The sequence below is a fragment of the Kribbella rubisoli genome (assembly GCF_004217145.1).
GTDB lineage: Bacteria > Actinomycetota > Actinomycetes > Propionibacteriales > Kribbellaceae > Kribbella > Kribbella rubisoli.
This window is the reverse complement of record NZ_SHKR01000011.1, coordinates 766522-781154: the sequence shown is the minus strand read 5'-3', so window position 1 is coordinate 781154 and position 14633 is coordinate 766522. Positions and strand designations below refer to the sequence as shown.

Sequence of the window (14633 nt, the reverse complement as noted above, 5' to 3'; positions counted from 1 at the left end):
ATGAGAAGGCGCCGCATCATGCAGACTGCGTGAACCTGCTGTTCGGTTCATACGCCGGGGATGAGGTCCTCATGTCCCGGTAAACGTAGGTTCATGGTCGTGTGGGAGGGACCTGGCGCCGCGGCTCCGGCTGCGGTTGAGCTTGACCAATCCCTGCTCGAGGCCAAGCTCTCGATTCCACAGCCTCGCCCGGGTTCGGTCAGTCGCGCCCCGATCATCGATGCGACGCGGGCGGGCGGCTGCCGCGTCGTCGGTGTGACCGCACCCGCGGGCTACGGCAAGACGACCCTGCTGGCGCAATGGGCGCTCGCCGAGGATCGTCCGGTCGGCTGGGTGTCGCTGGACCGCTACGACGACGACCCCGCGGTTCTGCTCACACTGCTGGCATCGGCCTTCGCTCGGGTCTCGCCGGACAACGCTGGTCTGGCCGCCGACATGGGCGGCCTGTGCGTGGATGTGTTGGGACGTGCCGCGCCCCGCCTCGCGGCTGCATTCAGGTCGAGTCCGGAACCGTTCGTGCTCATGGTGGACGACCTTCACGAGCTCCACGCATCGGCCTGTCACGACGCCCTGGGCGTGGCGATCTCGGGGATACCCGACGGCTCCCAGCTGGTCGCGGCAAGCCGGTTCGAGCAGCCCCACCTGCCGCGGCTCCGCGCGTCAGGCGAAGCCGTGGAACTCGACGCGGACGACCTGGCCCTGGACGAGACCGGCGCCGAGCAGATCTTCGCCGAGGCCCGCATCGGCATCTCTCACGAGCTGGCGGCCGCGGTGACCGAGCGGACCGAGGGCTGGCCGGTCGGTCTCTACCTCGCCGCTGTGATCGCAGGCCACGACCGCGACCGGGGACTGGAAGTCTCCGGCGACGACCGTTATGTGGCCGACTACTTGTACCGCGAGTCCTTGATGCTGATGCCCAAGAAGACCCAGCGCTTCCTGCGGCGTACTGCGGTGCTCGATCAGCTGTGTGCCCCGCTGTGTGACGCCGTCATGGGCGAATCCGGCGGGCAGGCACGGCTTCGTGCTCTGGAGGCATCGAGCTCGTTCTTGATTCCGCTCGACCGGCGCCGGGAGTGGTTCCGGTACCACGCCCTGTACCGGGAGTTCCTCCTCGCGGAGCTGCGGCGCGTCGAGCCCGAGGTACTCGTCAAACTGCATCTGCGCGCCGCCGACTGGTACGAGTCGAACGGATCTCCGGCGCTGGCAGTCGAGCATCTGTTGAACACCACCGCGGGAGACCGGTGCGTCCAGCTGGTCACAGCCTTGGTGCTGCCGACGTACAACGCCGGCCAGATGTCGACCGTCCAGCGGTGGCTCTCGACGCTCGGCGACTCTGCCGTCGAGGGATATCCACCGCTCGCCGTACTGGCAGGCTGGGTGACCGCATTGACCGGGCAGACCGCGGCGGCCGAACGGTGGGCGGCGATCGTGGATGCCGCATCGTTCGACCAGGTGCCGGTGGACGGTACGGCATCGTTCGACTCTGGCCGGGCCATGCTGCGCGCCGTCATGTGCGCCTCAGGACCTGAGCAGATGATGGTCGACGCCAACGCCGCGGTTGCCCAGGAGCCGACGTGGAGCCCGTGGCTCGACACGGCGGTACTACTGTCCGCGCACGCGCATCTGCTCGCCGCCGACCTGGACGAGGCGCGGGTGCTGTTCGTCGAGGCGGTCAGTATCGGGGCGACGCTCGGCAACACCGACACCGTCGTCGACGGCGAGGCCGAGCTCGCACTGCTGGCGATGGATCACGGGCGCTGGCCCGAGGCTACCGAGCGCGTCGAACGGGCGCTCGCGGTTGTCGATGAGCATCGGCTGTACGACTACGCGGTCAGCGTGCTGGCCTTCGCTGCGGCGGCGCGCCTTGCGGTGCACCGAGGCGATCTGGAAGCGGCGGATCGGCAGCTCGCTCAAGCCATGCGGGCCCGTCCGTCGTGCACGTTCGTGCTGCCTTTCTTCGCAGTGCGCGCCCGGTTGCAGCTCGCCAAGGCGTATTCGACGCGCGGCGATCAGGCCACGGCTCGCCATCTCCTGCGAGAGATCGACGAGATCCTGCGCCACCGGCCGGCCCTGGGCGCGCTCGTCGACCAGGTATCGGAGGTCCGCCAGACGGTGGCGGCCAACGCCCAGAGCGCGGCGACCCGCGCAGCACCGCTGACCGGAGCGGAGCTACGGCTGCTGCCCTACCTGCAGACGCACCTGACGATCGGCGCGATCGGGCAACGGCTCTTCGTCAGCCGCAACACCGTCAGCTCCGAAATTGCCTCCATCTATCGCAAGCTCGGCGTCTCCTCACGCAACGACGCGGTGCAACAGGCCACCAGGATCGGTCTGCTCGGCGGCTGACCCCGATCACCCATCAGGCGGGATCCCGAAGGCGTCGTCGACGTCTTGCCCGAGCGCCAGCGCCAGCTTCGGGGCCGCCGCAACCACGCACGGCAGCCCGACGACCGGAATGACGGCCACCAGCACCTCGACGATCTCGGCAGCCGTCGCACCGGCATCGACCGCGGCGTCGGCCTGAGCGCCGTACGACGGAACCGCTCCGCCGACCGCGACCAGAGCTGCAAGCCGCACCAGCGCGACCGTTCTCTCATCGAGAATCGGATCAAGCCCCGCGGGCTGAGTGTCCGCACTGCCGAGGACATCTGCAACGACCTGGTCGTCGTGGAGAGAGAGGCGGCGTAGGACGGCGATGTAGTCCAAGGGACGCTTCCTTTCCGGCCAGCACGACCCGGCCCGTCGTTGGACAGGTCCCGGTTCGGGACAGTTTCATTGAACGGGCGGAGCCGCACCTCCCGCATCACTCACATGACGTGAATTCGGGCGGCGGGTTGGGCCGGCATCGGGAGTCCGCCGCGTTTGTCCAGCCGATCAATCCAGCGAGTGGATGGTGTACGCGACCGCAAAGCCCAGCGTCGTGACGACGCCGGTCAGCCTGCCGCCGTGCTCGAACGCCTCGGGCATCATCGTGTCGGCCAGCATGGTGATGATCGCACCTGCCGCGAACGCCAGGATGAAGCCGACGGTCTCGGGTGAGGAGTTCTGGAACAGGCCGTACCCGGCCAGGGAGGCGAGCCCCGAGACAAGAGCGATCCCGATCCACATCCAGAGGATCCGCGAGTGCTTCCAGCCGCTGGTCGCCAAGCCGGTCGTCGACGAGATCGCCTCGGGCAGGTTGGAGATGAAGACCGCCGCCAGGTATGCGGCCCCCACCGCGCCCCCTTCATAGATCGTCAGACCGATCACCATCGACTCCGGGATACCGTCCAGCACGCTGCCGAGCACGATGGCCAGGGCGGAGCCGTCCTTCTGATCTCCGGTGGCATCCTTGCGATCAGCGCCGCCCAGGCGCGAGATCAGCAGGTCGCCGCCGTAGAAGACGCCACAACCGACGAAGAGGCCCCACGCGACCGCGCCGTGACCGGATGTCTTGCTGGCTGCCTCCTCGATCAGGTCGAACGCGACCGCGCTGATCAGTACGCCGGCGCCGAAGGCCATGATCAACCCGATCGTACGGAGGTTGAGTTTCAGCCAGATCGCGATCAGTGCGCCGATGACCAGCGAAGAGGCCGCCAACGTCCCCCATCCGAACGCTGCACCCATCTCCAGCCTCTTCTCTGCTAGCGGAAGGACCAGCGAGGGCTAGCTCACCAGTTCGATTTCGCTGGGTCGCCAGGTCTTGTCGAAGAAGGGCTGCAGCGGGCTGTACAGGCGCAGGACGGTGAACCAGCCCTTCGCCGGGTCGGTCTGGATCCAGTTGCCCGGTTCGACATCGTCGGGCCGGGTGGGCGAGAAGTACACGACGCTGGAGCCGTCCGCTTCTGCCTCCGCGGCGGGGGACGGGTACTCCTGGCTGCCGGCCCGTGGATAGAGCTGCTCGGTCTGCAGCATGGAGCGGGTCTGGTTGTCATAGAGCGTGAGCGACCAGAACCGGGCCGCCGGGATGTCCTTGGGCAGCCTCAACCGATAGGTCTTCGCACCGTCGAAGGCTTCACCGGTGGCGTCGACATTGGCGATCAGGTACTGCGAGCCGACGCCGGGCAGCCGCATGCACATGGCCGGGGTGATGACGGTCGCGGTGTAGAACATCGAGGTCCGGGAATGGAGCCGGCGGGCACCCTTGTTCGGGAAGGACTCGATCCCGTCGGCGGTGATCATCGGCGGCGGGTTGGTGAACTCGAACCCGCCGACGAAGAGCATGTTCCACCACGCGGAGTCACCCTCGTAGTAGCGGAAGCCCTCGGCCGGGTGGGCACCCATACCGACGGTCCGGGAGGCGGCGTTGCCGACAGCAACCGCCTCGTCGAGGATGGCCCGCAGCCGTTTGTCGGGAGCGAACTTCTCGTCCTTGACGATCCCGAGGGCGGCGTACTGACCGGCCAGCTCGGTGTCGAGCGCCTCGGCCGGCTCCAGTTGCACCAGGGCATCGAGGAGCTCGTAGTGGCCGAAATCGTTGGGTGGGACCGTTTGCATCGCGAGCCCGGTGCCCTCGACGAACCGGGGACTCTGCGGACTGCCCGGCTGACCGAGGCGCCCCTTGCCCGTCAGGAAGGCGCCGATGCTGCTGCCCACGCCACCGGGAACGTACGGGTAAACCTTCAGCTGCTCCTTGATCCGGTCGACAGTCGGCCCGGGGTCGTCGCCGGGGTTCTCGTTGATGAACGCCCGGCCGACCAAGGTCACGTGGTTGGTGCGCGAGTGCCGCACGTAGAACCCGCCTTCGGGCAGCGGCCCGTCGTACCCGGGGCCGACCAGCAGGTAGGTGCCGCCCTGGCCGCGATCCGCACCGGGGAGCCCGAAGTCGCTGATCCAGCGGAACCACATGTCGTCGAAGACGCCCAGCGTCTCGGCCGGAGTTTCCACCACCAACGGGCCCTGTGACAGGTCGTGGAAGGACCAGAAGTAGACCGTGTCGGCGTTCGCGGTCAGGAACAGCGACCGGGAGTCCATCAGCCCGGAGAAAATCAGCACATCGCCATCCGCGATCCCCGCGTCCTGGAACCCCTTGCGAATGGCGAACAAGGACACCCCCTGGATCGAGTTCATGAACGCCTCGACGCCGTGCAGGTAGTCCAGGTGGTCACGCAGATTCTCTGCGGTCGTCCTCGTCGGGTAGCCGTCGGTGAACTCCAGAGTGCCGATCCCTGCCTCCACCCTCGACGGCGTCGTGATCGCAGCCGGCACAGGCGTCATGGTCACATCGGCGGACATCGCAGCCTCCTCCAGATCGGTTTCCTCTAGCTGAAACGTAGATTCGGCCTTTGCCCGGGTCATCACACAGACCGAATGAAGCTCGCACTGCGCCTGGTCGGCTGCCAGTCTGGATGGCTATTCACATGATATGAGTGACGCGCGCGGTGGCCGATCGGCCATTCAATGGCGTTGCGACCGTACGACAGAAGGCCCCGTTGGAGCGCTTACGACGGAACTCGACAGCTGCACTCTGTGCGGCGTCGTGAACTCTCGTCGACCCGCGCTGCCAATCACCCAACCTGCATGACGACGGACGCTCGCGTTCGGCCATACGTTCGGCCAGGAAGCGACAATTTGCCACACTCTCCAAGGAGCGTCACGATGAGCGCACAGCAGGGCGGCGTCACCGCCGAGACGTTGACGTCGATTTCGACGCCGGACAAGGTCGAGACAAGCCTCGGGACGTTGGAGTTCGACGATGGCGCACCGTCGGACGCGACCGCCACGCTGCTGTACGACAACCTCGACTTCATGCACGGCGTCGAGGCGTTTATCAACAGCTTCCCCGGCGCGTCGTTGGCAGCGATGCGCCGAGGATTCTTGGCCATCGGCGTCGAGGACAACGACGTCCTGGCGTTCCCCGAGTTGATGGACTCGGAGTCGCTGTTCCTGACCGCGAACTGCGACACCCTGTACTTCATCTCGTTCCTCGACTTGACGAACGGCCCGATGGTCGTCGAACTGCCCGCACTGGGGCCGCCGACGGGAATCCTGGGTGGGGTCGACGACATGTGGTTCGGCTGGGTGACCGACATGGGGCTCCCCGGGCGGGACCGAGGTGCCGGCGGGCGTTACCTGATCGTCGGACCGGGTTATGACGGTCCGCTCCCGGACGACGGGTACTTCGTGTCGCATTGCCGTACGACGCGGGCGTGGTGGTTCGCTCGAGCGTTCAAGGTTGACAACGACCCTGCACCGGCGCTCGAAGTCATCCGCAACGGGTTGAAGATCTATCCGTACCAGCCGGGCGGGGTGGGGTCGCCAGTGGCGACGTACCTCTCCGGTGCAGGCCCGTTCGGACCCGCGACCGAGCCCGCGCCGACGCGCTTCGTCGACGCGGTCCACAAGTCGTTCAGCACGATCCCGCCGGTCGATGGCTCGTACTGGGGTCTGATCAACGAAGTTGTCCAAGCTGAACCGGTGGAAGCAGGGAACCCCGAGATCCTAGGGCTGCTCGCCTCGGTCGGGATCGTCAAGGGACAACCGTTCGCACCCGACGCGCGGATGCGCAAGATCCTCAGCGACGCTGTCAAAGTGGGCAACGCGACCGCCCGCACGCTGGCGCTCGACCCGCGCGAACGAGAAGGCTGGGCGTTCTACCCGGACTCGGCGTGGTTCACCATGATGTGGGAGGGCTACGAGTTCCTCACCCCACCACCGCTGATCACTCCGAACGGCGTCGAGCAGTCCGCGAGCGACGGCGCCCGCAAGCACAACGCCCGCATCGCATTCTTCTACGCGTACACCGGCGTCACTCCGGCGATGTGCATGCGACTCACCGGGATCGGCTCGCAATACATCTTCGCTACCCGCGACTCCCGTGGCGACTATCTCGACGGCGCGCGCTCCTACCGGATCACGTTGCCGCCCGACATCCCCGAAAGCCGGTTCTGGTCGGTGATGGCCTATGACCGTCAGACGCGCTCCATGCTCCAAACAGACCAAGCGATGCCGGACCTCGGGAGTCAGTCGGGCACGGTCGAAACCAACCCCGACGGCTCGACCGACATCTACTTCGGCCCCACCGCACCCGAGGGCAAGGAATCGAACTGGCTCCAAACTAACCCCGACAAGGGCTGGTTCCCGATCCTCCGGCTGTACAACCCACTCCAGTCCTACTTCGACAAGACCTGGCGACCTTCAGAGATCGAGCCGATCTGACGGAACGCCCTGCCACCACATGACTGCCGATGGGACCAGCTCGACCCCCGCACTCTCACGTTCGGTACGGCGGGCCGTGGCGTCGCCACCGCCTAGGAGGTAGCCGTGACGACGATGAAGCACCAAAACAGGAGGGGAAATGGCCACCCGTAAGAGTTCGTGCAACTGCGGACAGCTCAGTCTGACCTACGAAGGCCCAGACCCAGCGCGCATCTCCCTTTGCCAGTGCTACGAATGCCAGAAGCGGACCGGCACCGTGTCAAGCGCGCAAGCGCGACTGCCGATCGAGCATGTGACGATAGAAGGCCGATCGACGACGTGGACGTTTCCCAGCGACAGCGGGAAGCCGGTCACGTATCGCTCCTGCGACAGCGGCGGGGCCACGTATCACTTCTGCCCTGAGTGCGGTTCGACTGTGTACTGGGAGATCTCCATCGCACCCGACTTCGTCGGGGTCGGAGTCGGCGGCTTCACAGACCCGACGTTCCCGCCGCCAGTGATCTCCGGCTTCGAAGCCTACGGGGCTCCGTGGGCGATGAACCCCTCAGCCCTTCCGATGCCGCACTATGACTACGACGGAACATCACACGGCGGCCCACGAGCGTGACCACGCCGGCACCCCATGAGGAGCGCATCCGCTCATGGCACGGTGATCTCGTGAGGTCGACGACACCGGCGTGGTCACCCCGACCCACCGGCAGACCCCCAGGACCAGCCCGCAAACACCCCAAATAGCAAACAGCCGAACCCACGAAACGTGGGTTCACCTGTCCGGTATGTCTTGAGACATCACAGGGTGCCCCCGGCAGGATTCGAACCTGCGACGCACGGTTTAGGAAACCGACGCTCTATCCCCTGAGCTACGGGGGCGCACGCGGGGACAGCTTAGCGGTCAGCCGGTCAGGGCTGTGACGCCCAGGTGGCCGGTGATGGATTTGTAGCGTTCGGCGTAGAGGGTGGTGCAGCGGGAGGCGGCGCAGCCGGCGCCGGCGAAGGCTATGCCGCGGACGGTGGCGGAGCCGGCGCCGCGGCGGGTATAGACGGGGCCGCCGGAGTCGCCGCCGATGATGGCGACCAGTCCGCCGCGGGTGGCGCGCATGACGTACGTCGTACAGCCGTCGGAGTCGCAGTACTTCGCCGAGTTCGAACGGACCGTCAGGCCGCACAGCGACGTACTGAAGCTGCCGGACTGGCAGACCACTGTGCCGACGCCGGGGTCGGCGCCGCCGGTGACGGTGCGGGTGTCGGCGGTGTCGCCGGGGCCGTCGGTCCAGATCTTCGCGCCGTATGCGCTGCCGGTGACCAGTGACTGGTCGTAGTCCGGGTAGTTCGTCCGCAGCGTCGTGGTGCCGTAGTAGTTGGTGCCCGACTTCCACACCGTGCCGGCAGCACCGCAGTGGCCTGCAGTGACCGTGCCGCGCTGGCCATTGGAACGCCGTACGACGGAGAAGCCGGCGGTGCAGTTCTTCAGCGCGGACGTGATTCGCGCACCGCCCCAGTGGCCGCCCTTCGGGGTGTCGCTCAACCGGGTCGTCCGCGCGAGCGAGCTGGCAACGACCTGTACGCCGGACAGCTTGCGGAGACCGGCCAGGGACGCGGGGGAGGTGGTCGCCTGGTCGTACTCGACGACGACGTTCTCAGTGACCGGGTCGAGGTCCGCGGCGTACGTCGTACGGCCCGCGTCGGACGACCAGTTGCGGGCGCCGACGGCGTTCCAGGCATCGGCGATCGACTGGGCCGAGCGGCAGCTGCGCTCCACGCGGACCAGCTGCTTGCCGGCCGCGGGCAGGTTGCGGGCCATCGCGGACTGGTACTTCTTTGCGTCCAGCCGCGCCGAGTCGACGACGACCTTGTACCCGGTCGTGGCCGAGCCGACCACGCCGATGACGCCCTGGCTCAGCCCGTACGGCAGGCCGGAGGTGGGACGGCCGGTCGCGTCGAGCGGCTCGAGCGAACCGACGGCGGCGGAGATGCCGTCGCCGAGTGACTCGCCGAGCGGTCGCGCGTCGGACGCGGAGGTCGGCTGCGACAACCGCGTCGCCTCGGTCGAGCTCACACTCGGTTGTCCGTGGGAACACACCGCAGTACCCGCGACCGCGCCCGAAGAGGGCACGGTGAGGACGACTGCGAAGAGTGAAGCTGAGCCGAGGGTGAGCAGAGGGACGGTAACAGAGAGTCGCACAAAGCTCCCAAGATCGGTGGACCGGCCACTAGATGGTCCGGTCAGAGACTCCTTTCCGTCAAGGGCCGATCACCGTCCGCGAGCAAATTGCGACTACCGTGCGCGAGCGTAACTCGCAAGTTGACGCCCGTCGGCGTCGAAGAACTGCAGCGTGTCCCCGTCGATCGCGATCCGTTTGGCCGCCTTCAGTACGCCGGTATGCGGCACGTTGTCGCAGCCCATCAGATGCTGCGGGCCGGACGTGGCGGTGAACGCGCCGCGCTGGCCGATGCTGTACGTACCCTGCAGTCCGTTGCAGCCGTCCGAACCCGTCCACGTCCCGTCAGCGCGGAACACCAGCACCGGATCGCTCGGCCGCGCTGCCTTCAGCGCCTTGAACCCGGCCATCTGGAGCGGCCGCCAGGTGCCCGACACCGTCTGAGCCGTCGGCGGCTGCGGCGTCGGGGTCGCGGAGACCGGCGCCTGCCCACCCGCGACGGGCGGCTGGCTGGGCTTGTTGTTCGAGCCGGCCAGCCCGAAGCCGGCGATGGCGATCGCCGCGACCGCGGCGGCGGCCGCGCCGGAGATGATCCACGTACGCCGTTGCGCCCGCTGCGCGCCGGTGGTGGCGCGCTCGGTCAGGCCGCTGGACTCTGGCACCGAGGCGGCGGCGCGTTCGAAAGTACCCCGCAGGTCATCCTCGAGATCGGTGTTGCTCACGACAACCTCTCATCAATGCGATTTGGCCTTGTTGGATAAGCGCAGTTTGGATTCCCGTAGCGAGGCGAGCGCCCGGCTCGCGGTCGCACGCACGGAGGACGGTTTGATGCCGAGCACGTCGGCGATCGTCTGGTCGTCGAGGTCCTGGTAGTAGCGCAGGACCAGCACGACCCGTTCCCGGGCGGACAAGGTGGCAAGCGCTCGCCAGAGGTCGTCGGAGTTCGCGATGTCCGTGGCGTGATCCGGTACTGCGCCCTGCGGGTCGAGCTCGGCCGTCGGCGCCTCGCTGTACGAACGCCGCCGGGTCATCGACAGGAACTCGTTCACCAGGATGCGCCGGACGTAGTGGTGTGGATCGTCCGCGTTGCGCACCTTCCGCCACGAGCGGAACGCCTGCATCAACGCGATCTGTGCAAGGTCCTCCGCACGCTGGTAGTCGCCGGAGACCGTGAACCCGAGCCGCACCAGTTCCTGTCCACGGGCGGATACGTACTCCTCGAACTCCACTCGCCACTCCCTGGCTGGGCGTACAACTCCTCACACCTATTAGACGCATCCAGCCGCCCACGTGCTGCAACCATTCCCACACAGTTCGATCTCTAGTCGAGCAGAAATCCTCGAACCGCTTCCTGCCCGCGGGGATCGCGCTGGACGCTGTGTCCGCTGCCGGGGATGACGACCACCTTCGCGTCCCGTGAGTGCGCCTGCTCCCATCTGGACCAGTCCAGTGGGCAGAAGAGGTCGTTGCTCCCGTGCAGGATCAGCGTGCGTGGCAACAGTTGCTGTGCGGCCGGGTACGTCGACACGCGGGCGGCCGGCCAGCGCAGGCAGCCCTGGATCATCAGCTGGCTGCGCGCTGTCGCCACGTCGTACGGGAACAGCTGCTTCGGGTCCAACCGTCGTACGGCGTCGTTGAGAGCGGTCTCGCGATTGGGTTTGCCGGACCACGGGAAGCGGAGGTCCGAGCAGAGGGTGGCCATGTGCAGGCCGGCCGAGAGGGTGCCGTACGCGAGACCCTTGCTGGTGGTTTGTTGGAAGAGCTCCTTCAGACCGGTGTCGTCGCCGGCGCGTGCGGCGTGCAGAGTGGCTGGGATCCCTTTGAGTGTTGGGTTTACCGAGTTGAGGCTCGCGACCGACAGCGTCTCCATCAGGTCGGTCCCACTGACGCCGTGCTGCACCAGCCACGCCAGGTCCGCCACCGGATCCGTCGTACAGGTTGGATCCTGACGGCACGCGGCCCTGAGTACTGGCCCGGTTGCGGCCATCAGATCGACGCCCATCGGGTCGAAGCCCTTGTGCGGTACGACGGAATCCAGCACGAGCGACTGCACATGGTCCGGATACTTCAAGCCGTACTGCGCCGCGGTGAAGCTCCCGTACGACGTACCGTCCAGCGTCAGCCTGTCGACCTTGAGAGACTGACGCAGCTGCTCGATGTCGTCGACGGTGTCGGGCGTGCCGTAGTACCCGAGACCTGGGCCGATCCGCTGAGCGCACTCGTCGACGGCGGCTGGAGGCGGTGTCAGGAAGTCCGATCCGCCCACAGTCTCTTGTAATGAAGGGCAATTGATACCGCTCGGACCTGTGCCGCGTTGGTCGAGCATGACGAGGCGGTACTCGCGCAGCACGTCAGGATGCACGTTGCGCTTGAGGCTGGGGAGCAGTGGTACGCCGGGCTGACCAGGGCCTCCTGTGAGGAGCAGGAGTACGCCGCGTGGTGCGTCGACGTTGTCAGCGGCGATGACTGCGAGATCGAGCGACGGGCCGTCCGGTCGTTGACGGTCGAGCGGCACGTGCAACGTCGTACACGTAAAGCCTGCTGTACAGGGCTTGTGGTCTGATGGCGCTGAGCAGGCACTGCAGGCGAGGACCAGCGCGCACAGCAGCCGGATCGTTCGCATGCATCAGGGTGCGGCAACGCGCCGGCCGCCGCAACCTGCCTCGCGGATCGACCTCTGGAGGGACCCGCAAGGCAGGCGCGGTTTGACCCCGCTTCGGACGGCTTCGGGGTGCGCGTCCGGCGCGGGGGGTCAGCGGAGGCCGAGCGACTTGATCAGCTCGGCGGATACTTGCCGCGGCGCCGGCAGGGCGCCCGGCTTGCCCTGGCCTTCCAGCGAGGTCGCCACCAGGCGGCGGCAGCCGAAGGCTTCAGCCGTGATCGACAGCACGCCGCGGTCGTTGTCGGTGAACCGCAGGACGTAGGTCGGGCCGAGTTCCTTGGTGCAGATGCTCGGCTTCTCGGCGACGGGTTTCGCCGCGTTGACCAGGGCGAACAGGTCGGTCGCCTGTGTGCCGTTGCGTTTCGTGGTGACGGTCGCGTAGTCCTGCCCGGACGCCGGGGCGTCGTACTGGCAGATCGTCACGCTGACCGGGTGGAACACTGACGTGGCCGCACCCTGGCCCCACACCGCCTTGTCGGCGGCGGCGCGGACGGCCGCGATGGTCTCGGGGCAGTCGGTGCTAGGTGTGCCGCTGGGGCTGGGTGACGGCGTAGGGGTGCCGGGGGTGGTCGGCGTGTCCGTGGGCTGGGCGGCGGGCGGAGAGGTGGCGTTCTCGTTACCGCAGGCGGCGGTAACACCGAGAACAGCCACGACGAGCGTCGCACCGATCAGGCTCCGTGTCCGTAATGCACTCACGACTCGGTCCTTCCGGGTTGGCAAGGTCACCCATGATGCTGGAAGGGCGTCACGTCATGCGTGCCAGAACATCACGGCGGCGCGTCGTTCCGGTCACGCCGCCTGATCGTTCCGCAACCGAGGCAGACCTGTAACGTCCACGCGCTGGTCGCCAGTATCACTCCCGCGAGATCTCACTCCCGGACCGCCCCGGCGACTCGGTAATCTGGAGACATGACGAGCCCGTACGAAGACGACGAGCCGCTGCTGCCCGAACAGACCCGCGACGACGACCCGCGGACCTGGGGTGACAACGACTTCGGCAATGACGACGACGAGCGCATCCTGAACGAGGTCCCCCCGCACCACGGATGACCGCGACCGCGCTACTCGTCCACGGCGGCCTCTGGGAAGCCATGGACGCAGCGGCGTTCTGGGGTACGACGGGGATCCACGAGGGACTCACGTCGTACGGCGTGGAGGTGCTCGCGCCGGACCGGCCGCAGTGTGCGAGTGGGTGGGACGTCGAGGTCGAGGCTCTCGGTGAACAGCTGGCGAAACGTGCCGGGCCGGTAAGAATCGTTGGCGCCTCCAATGGGTGTACCGTCGCCGTGCTGCTGGCGCTGAAGTTTCCTGAGGTGGTCGATCGCCTCCTGCTGGCCTGGCCCGCGACCGGCGACGACGCCGCCGCTAACGAACGCGCCCGGGCCGGATTGGTGAACCGCGGCTGCCCGCCCGATGCCGCGGAAAGCCTGCTCGCCGGCGGCGTTCTGCGTGGTGTGACGGACCAGGAACTCGCAGGCCTGACACGTATTCGGGTGGCGGTACTGCCGTCGGTACCGGAGAATCCGTCGCATCAGCGGAAGACGGTCGAAGCGTTGTTGCAGTCGATCCGGGGGAGTCGTGAGCTGGCTGGGTGTCCCGAACCGCCGACGCCCGCCTTCCGGAACAGCGCGCAGTACCTGGATCAGCTGGTGCGAACGATCGTGGAGTTCGTCAACTGAGGGGGAGAGCGTGGAACTTCGGGGGTTTTCCGACGAGCACGGCGTCCAGGTCGCGAGCTGGGCACTTGATGCGAAGGAAGTGGCATTGCTGTCCGGGCGGGTGGAGTACCCCTTCCCGGAGGACCTGCTGACGAGCTGGCGGACGGTCGAGAAGGACATCCACTCCTATCTGTTGTTCGACGGCGACCAGCCGGTGGGCTACGGCGAGATCTGGCTGGACGACGAGGAGGACGAGGTCGAACTGGCCCGGATCATCATCGACCCGACGCTCCGCGGCCGCGGGGTCGGCGGCGAGCTCGTCCGGGCGTTGCTCGGGCCGGCGCTGGACGCCGGGTACTCGGAGGTCTTCATCCGGGTCCGCCCGGAGAACGCGGCGGCGATCCGCGCCTACCACGGCAGCGGCTTCGTCGACGTCCCCGCCGCCTTGATGGAGGAGTGGAACGACGGCCAGCCGGTCCCGTACCGCTGGATGCGGTACGCCGGTGAGCAGGTGGGCGCCGGCGAGCTCAGGGGCTGAGGTTAATTGCGCCCACCTGCCTGGTGGCCGGTCTTACGGCTGGCGGGTGCGGAGCAGATCGCGGATCTCGGTGAGCAGCTCCTGCTCGGTGGTCAGCGGGTCGGGCTCCGGCTCCTGGCCACGGGCTCGGCGCTCGGCCAGCTTGTTCAGCGGCATCACGATGAAGAAGTAGACCGCCGCGGCGACGAACAGGAAGTTGAGCGCTGCCTGCAGGATCAGGCCGATCGAGAAGTGCGCGCCGTTCACGTCGAAGTTCCAGACGCCGCTGATGTCGGCCTTGCCGAAGATCGCCGCGATCAGCGGGTTGATCAGCCCGTCCACCAATGCGCCGACGATCTTGGTGAATGCTGCGCCGATGACGACAGCGACCGCGAGGTCGATGACGTTCCCGCGCATGACGAATTCCTTGAAGCCCTTGAGCATGTGGGTTGCCTCCACGAAGCGGGTGGTTTGTACCCGAGAAACGTAGGGCCGCGGGC

At 67.2% G+C, this 14633-nt stretch carries 15 protein-coding genes and 1 tRNA gene; 6 read left to right on the top strand and 10 right to left on the bottom strand.

The annotated features are described in order from the left end of the window. Nucleotides 1-99 precede the first annotated feature (99 nt). Entirely contained in the window at nucleotides 100-2346 is a 2247-nt protein-coding gene (locus tag EV645_RS06555) for a winged helix-turn-helix domain-containing protein (RefSeq protein ID WP_198681490.1), read from the top strand. Nucleotides 2347-2352: 6 nt separating this feature from the next. On the opposite strand, the gene EV645_RS06550 is transcribed toward EV645_RS06555, so the two are convergent. The 3 genes from EV645_RS06550 to EV645_RS06540 all read right to left on the bottom strand — a co-directional run bounded on the left by EV645_RS06550 (nucleotide 2353) and on the right by EV645_RS06540 (nucleotide 5214). Then, nucleotides 2353-2706 carry a carboxymuconolactone decarboxylase family protein gene (locus EV645_RS06550; RefSeq protein WP_130440725.1) on the bottom strand — a complete coding sequence of 118 codons (354 nt, stop codon included), beginning with the start codon at nucleotides 2704-2706 and terminating at the stop codon, nucleotides 2353-2355. Nucleotides 2707-2874: 168 nt separating this feature from the next. Continuing rightward, the gene (locus EV645_RS06545; RefSeq protein ID WP_130440723.1) at nucleotides 2875-3606 is read right to left on the bottom strand and encodes a ZIP family metal transporter; all 732 of its coding nucleotides are present in this window, start codon (nucleotides 3604-3606) and stop codon (nucleotides 2875-2877) included. Between the two features lie 39 nt (nucleotides 3607-3645). Beyond that, entirely contained in the window at nucleotides 3646-5214 is a 1569-nt protein-coding gene (locus EV645_RS06540) for a DUF1254 domain-containing protein (protein WP_198681489.1), read from the bottom strand. A 363-nt stretch (nucleotides 5215-5577) separates the two neighbouring features. Here EV645_RS06540 and EV645_RS06535 point away from each other — a divergent pair, with 363 nt between their 5' ends. Both EV645_RS06535 and EV645_RS43340 read left to right on the top strand, forming a co-directional pair. Beyond that, on the top strand, nucleotides 5578-7137 hold the full coding sequence (locus tag EV645_RS06535; protein ID WP_130440721.1) for a DUF1254 domain-containing protein: 1560 nt from the start codon (nucleotides 5578-5580) through the stop codon (nucleotides 7135-7137). Nucleotides 7138-7276: 139 nt separating this feature from the next. Then, complete coding sequence (locus EV645_RS43340) at nucleotides 7277-7744, top strand: GFA family protein (RefSeq protein ID WP_130440719.1); 468 nt, start codon at nucleotides 7277-7279, stop codon at nucleotides 7742-7744. Nucleotides 7745-7934: 190 nt separating this feature from the next. On the opposite strand, the gene EV645_RS06525 is transcribed toward EV645_RS43340, so the two are convergent. The 6 genes from EV645_RS06525 to EV645_RS06500 form a co-directional block, all read right to left on the bottom strand. Next, a tRNA-Arg gene (locus tag EV645_RS06525) sits at nucleotides 7935-8007 on the bottom strand. A 22-nt stretch (nucleotides 8008-8029) separates the two neighbouring features. Then, nucleotides 8030-9193, bottom strand: a complete 1164-nt coding sequence (locus tag EV645_RS06520; RefSeq protein WP_242000245.1) for a S1 family peptidase — start codon at nucleotides 9191-9193, stop codon at nucleotides 8030-8032. A 219-nt stretch (nucleotides 9194-9412) separates the two neighbouring features. Further along, nucleotides 9413-10018, bottom strand: a complete 606-nt coding sequence (locus EV645_RS06515) for an META domain-containing protein (protein ID WP_130440717.1) — start codon at nucleotides 10016-10018, stop codon at nucleotides 9413-9415. 12 nt (nucleotides 10019-10030) lie between these two features. After that, nucleotides 10031-10525 (bottom strand): SigE family RNA polymerase sigma factor, encoded by a 495-nt coding sequence (locus EV645_RS06510; RefSeq protein WP_242000244.1) that lies wholly within the window; start codon nucleotides 10523-10525, stop codon nucleotides 10031-10033. A gap of 92 nt (nucleotides 10526-10617) precedes the next feature. Next, nucleotides 10618-11811 carry an alpha/beta hydrolase gene (locus EV645_RS06505; protein WP_157997017.1) on the bottom strand — a complete coding sequence of 398 codons (1194 nt, stop codon included), beginning with the start codon at nucleotides 11809-11811 and terminating at the stop codon, nucleotides 10618-10620. Between the two features lie 237 nt (nucleotides 11812-12048). Continuing rightward, on the bottom strand, nucleotides 12049-12654 hold the full coding sequence (locus EV645_RS06500) for a hypothetical protein (RefSeq protein WP_242000243.1): 606 nt from the start codon (nucleotides 12652-12654) through the stop codon (nucleotides 12049-12051). A 213-nt stretch (nucleotides 12655-12867) separates the two neighbouring features. Between EV645_RS06500 and EV645_RS42160 the strand changes: the two genes are divergently transcribed. The 3 genes from EV645_RS42160 to EV645_RS06490 are packed head-to-tail and all read left to right on the top strand — an operon-like array spanning nucleotide 12868 to nucleotide 14154. Continuing rightward, nucleotides 12868-13008, top strand: coding sequence for a hypothetical protein (locus EV645_RS42160; RefSeq protein WP_198681487.1), 141 nt, complete (start codon nucleotides 12868-12870; stop codon nucleotides 13006-13008). Beyond that, entirely contained in the window at nucleotides 13005-13637 is a 633-nt protein-coding gene (locus EV645_RS06495) for an alpha/beta fold hydrolase (protein WP_130440715.1), read from the top strand. Before EV645_RS42160 ends, EV645_RS06495 begins: the two co-directional genes overlap by 4 nt. A 10-nt stretch (nucleotides 13638-13647) precedes the next feature. Then, nucleotides 13648-14154: a GNAT family N-acetyltransferase gene (locus tag EV645_RS06490; protein ID WP_130440713.1), complete on the top strand. Its 507-nt coding sequence runs from the start codon at nucleotides 13648-13650 to the stop codon at nucleotides 14152-14154. A gap of 33 nt (nucleotides 14155-14187) precedes the next feature. Here the strand turns inward: EV645_RS06490 and mscL are convergent, their stop codons facing one another. Beyond that, a complete protein-coding gene (mscL, locus tag EV645_RS06485) occupies nucleotides 14188-14592 on the bottom strand; it encodes a large conductance mechanosensitive channel protein MscL (RefSeq protein WP_277876981.1) in 405 nt (134 codons plus the stop codon). Nucleotides 14593-14633: the final 41 nt, after the last annotated feature.

Bases quoted from the DNA above. Each gene is read 5' to 3' on its own strand.
- EV645_RS42160 (WP_198681487.1), top strand. From the start codon at position 12,868: ATGACGAGCCCGTACGAAGACGACGAGCCGCTGCTGCCCGAACAGACC.
- EV645_RS43340 (WP_130440719.1), top strand. From the start codon at position 7,277: ATGGCCACCCGTAAGAGTTCGTGCAACTGCGGACAGCTCAGTCTGACC.
- EV645_RS06535 (WP_130440721.1), top strand. From the start codon at position 5,578: ATGAGCGCACAGCAGGGCGGCGTCACCGCCGAGACGTTGACGTCGATT.
- EV645_RS06545 (WP_130440723.1), bottom strand. From the start codon at position 3,606: ATGGGTGCAGCGTTCGGATGGGGGACGTTGGCGGCCTCTTCGCTGGTC.
- EV645_RS06495 (WP_130440715.1), top strand. From the start codon at position 13,005: ATGACCGCGACCGCGCTACTCGTCCACGGCGGCCTCTGGGAAGCCATG.
- EV645_RS06540 (WP_198681489.1), bottom strand. From the start codon at position 5,214: ATGTCCGCCGATGTGACCATGACGCCTGTGCCGGCTGCGATCACGACG.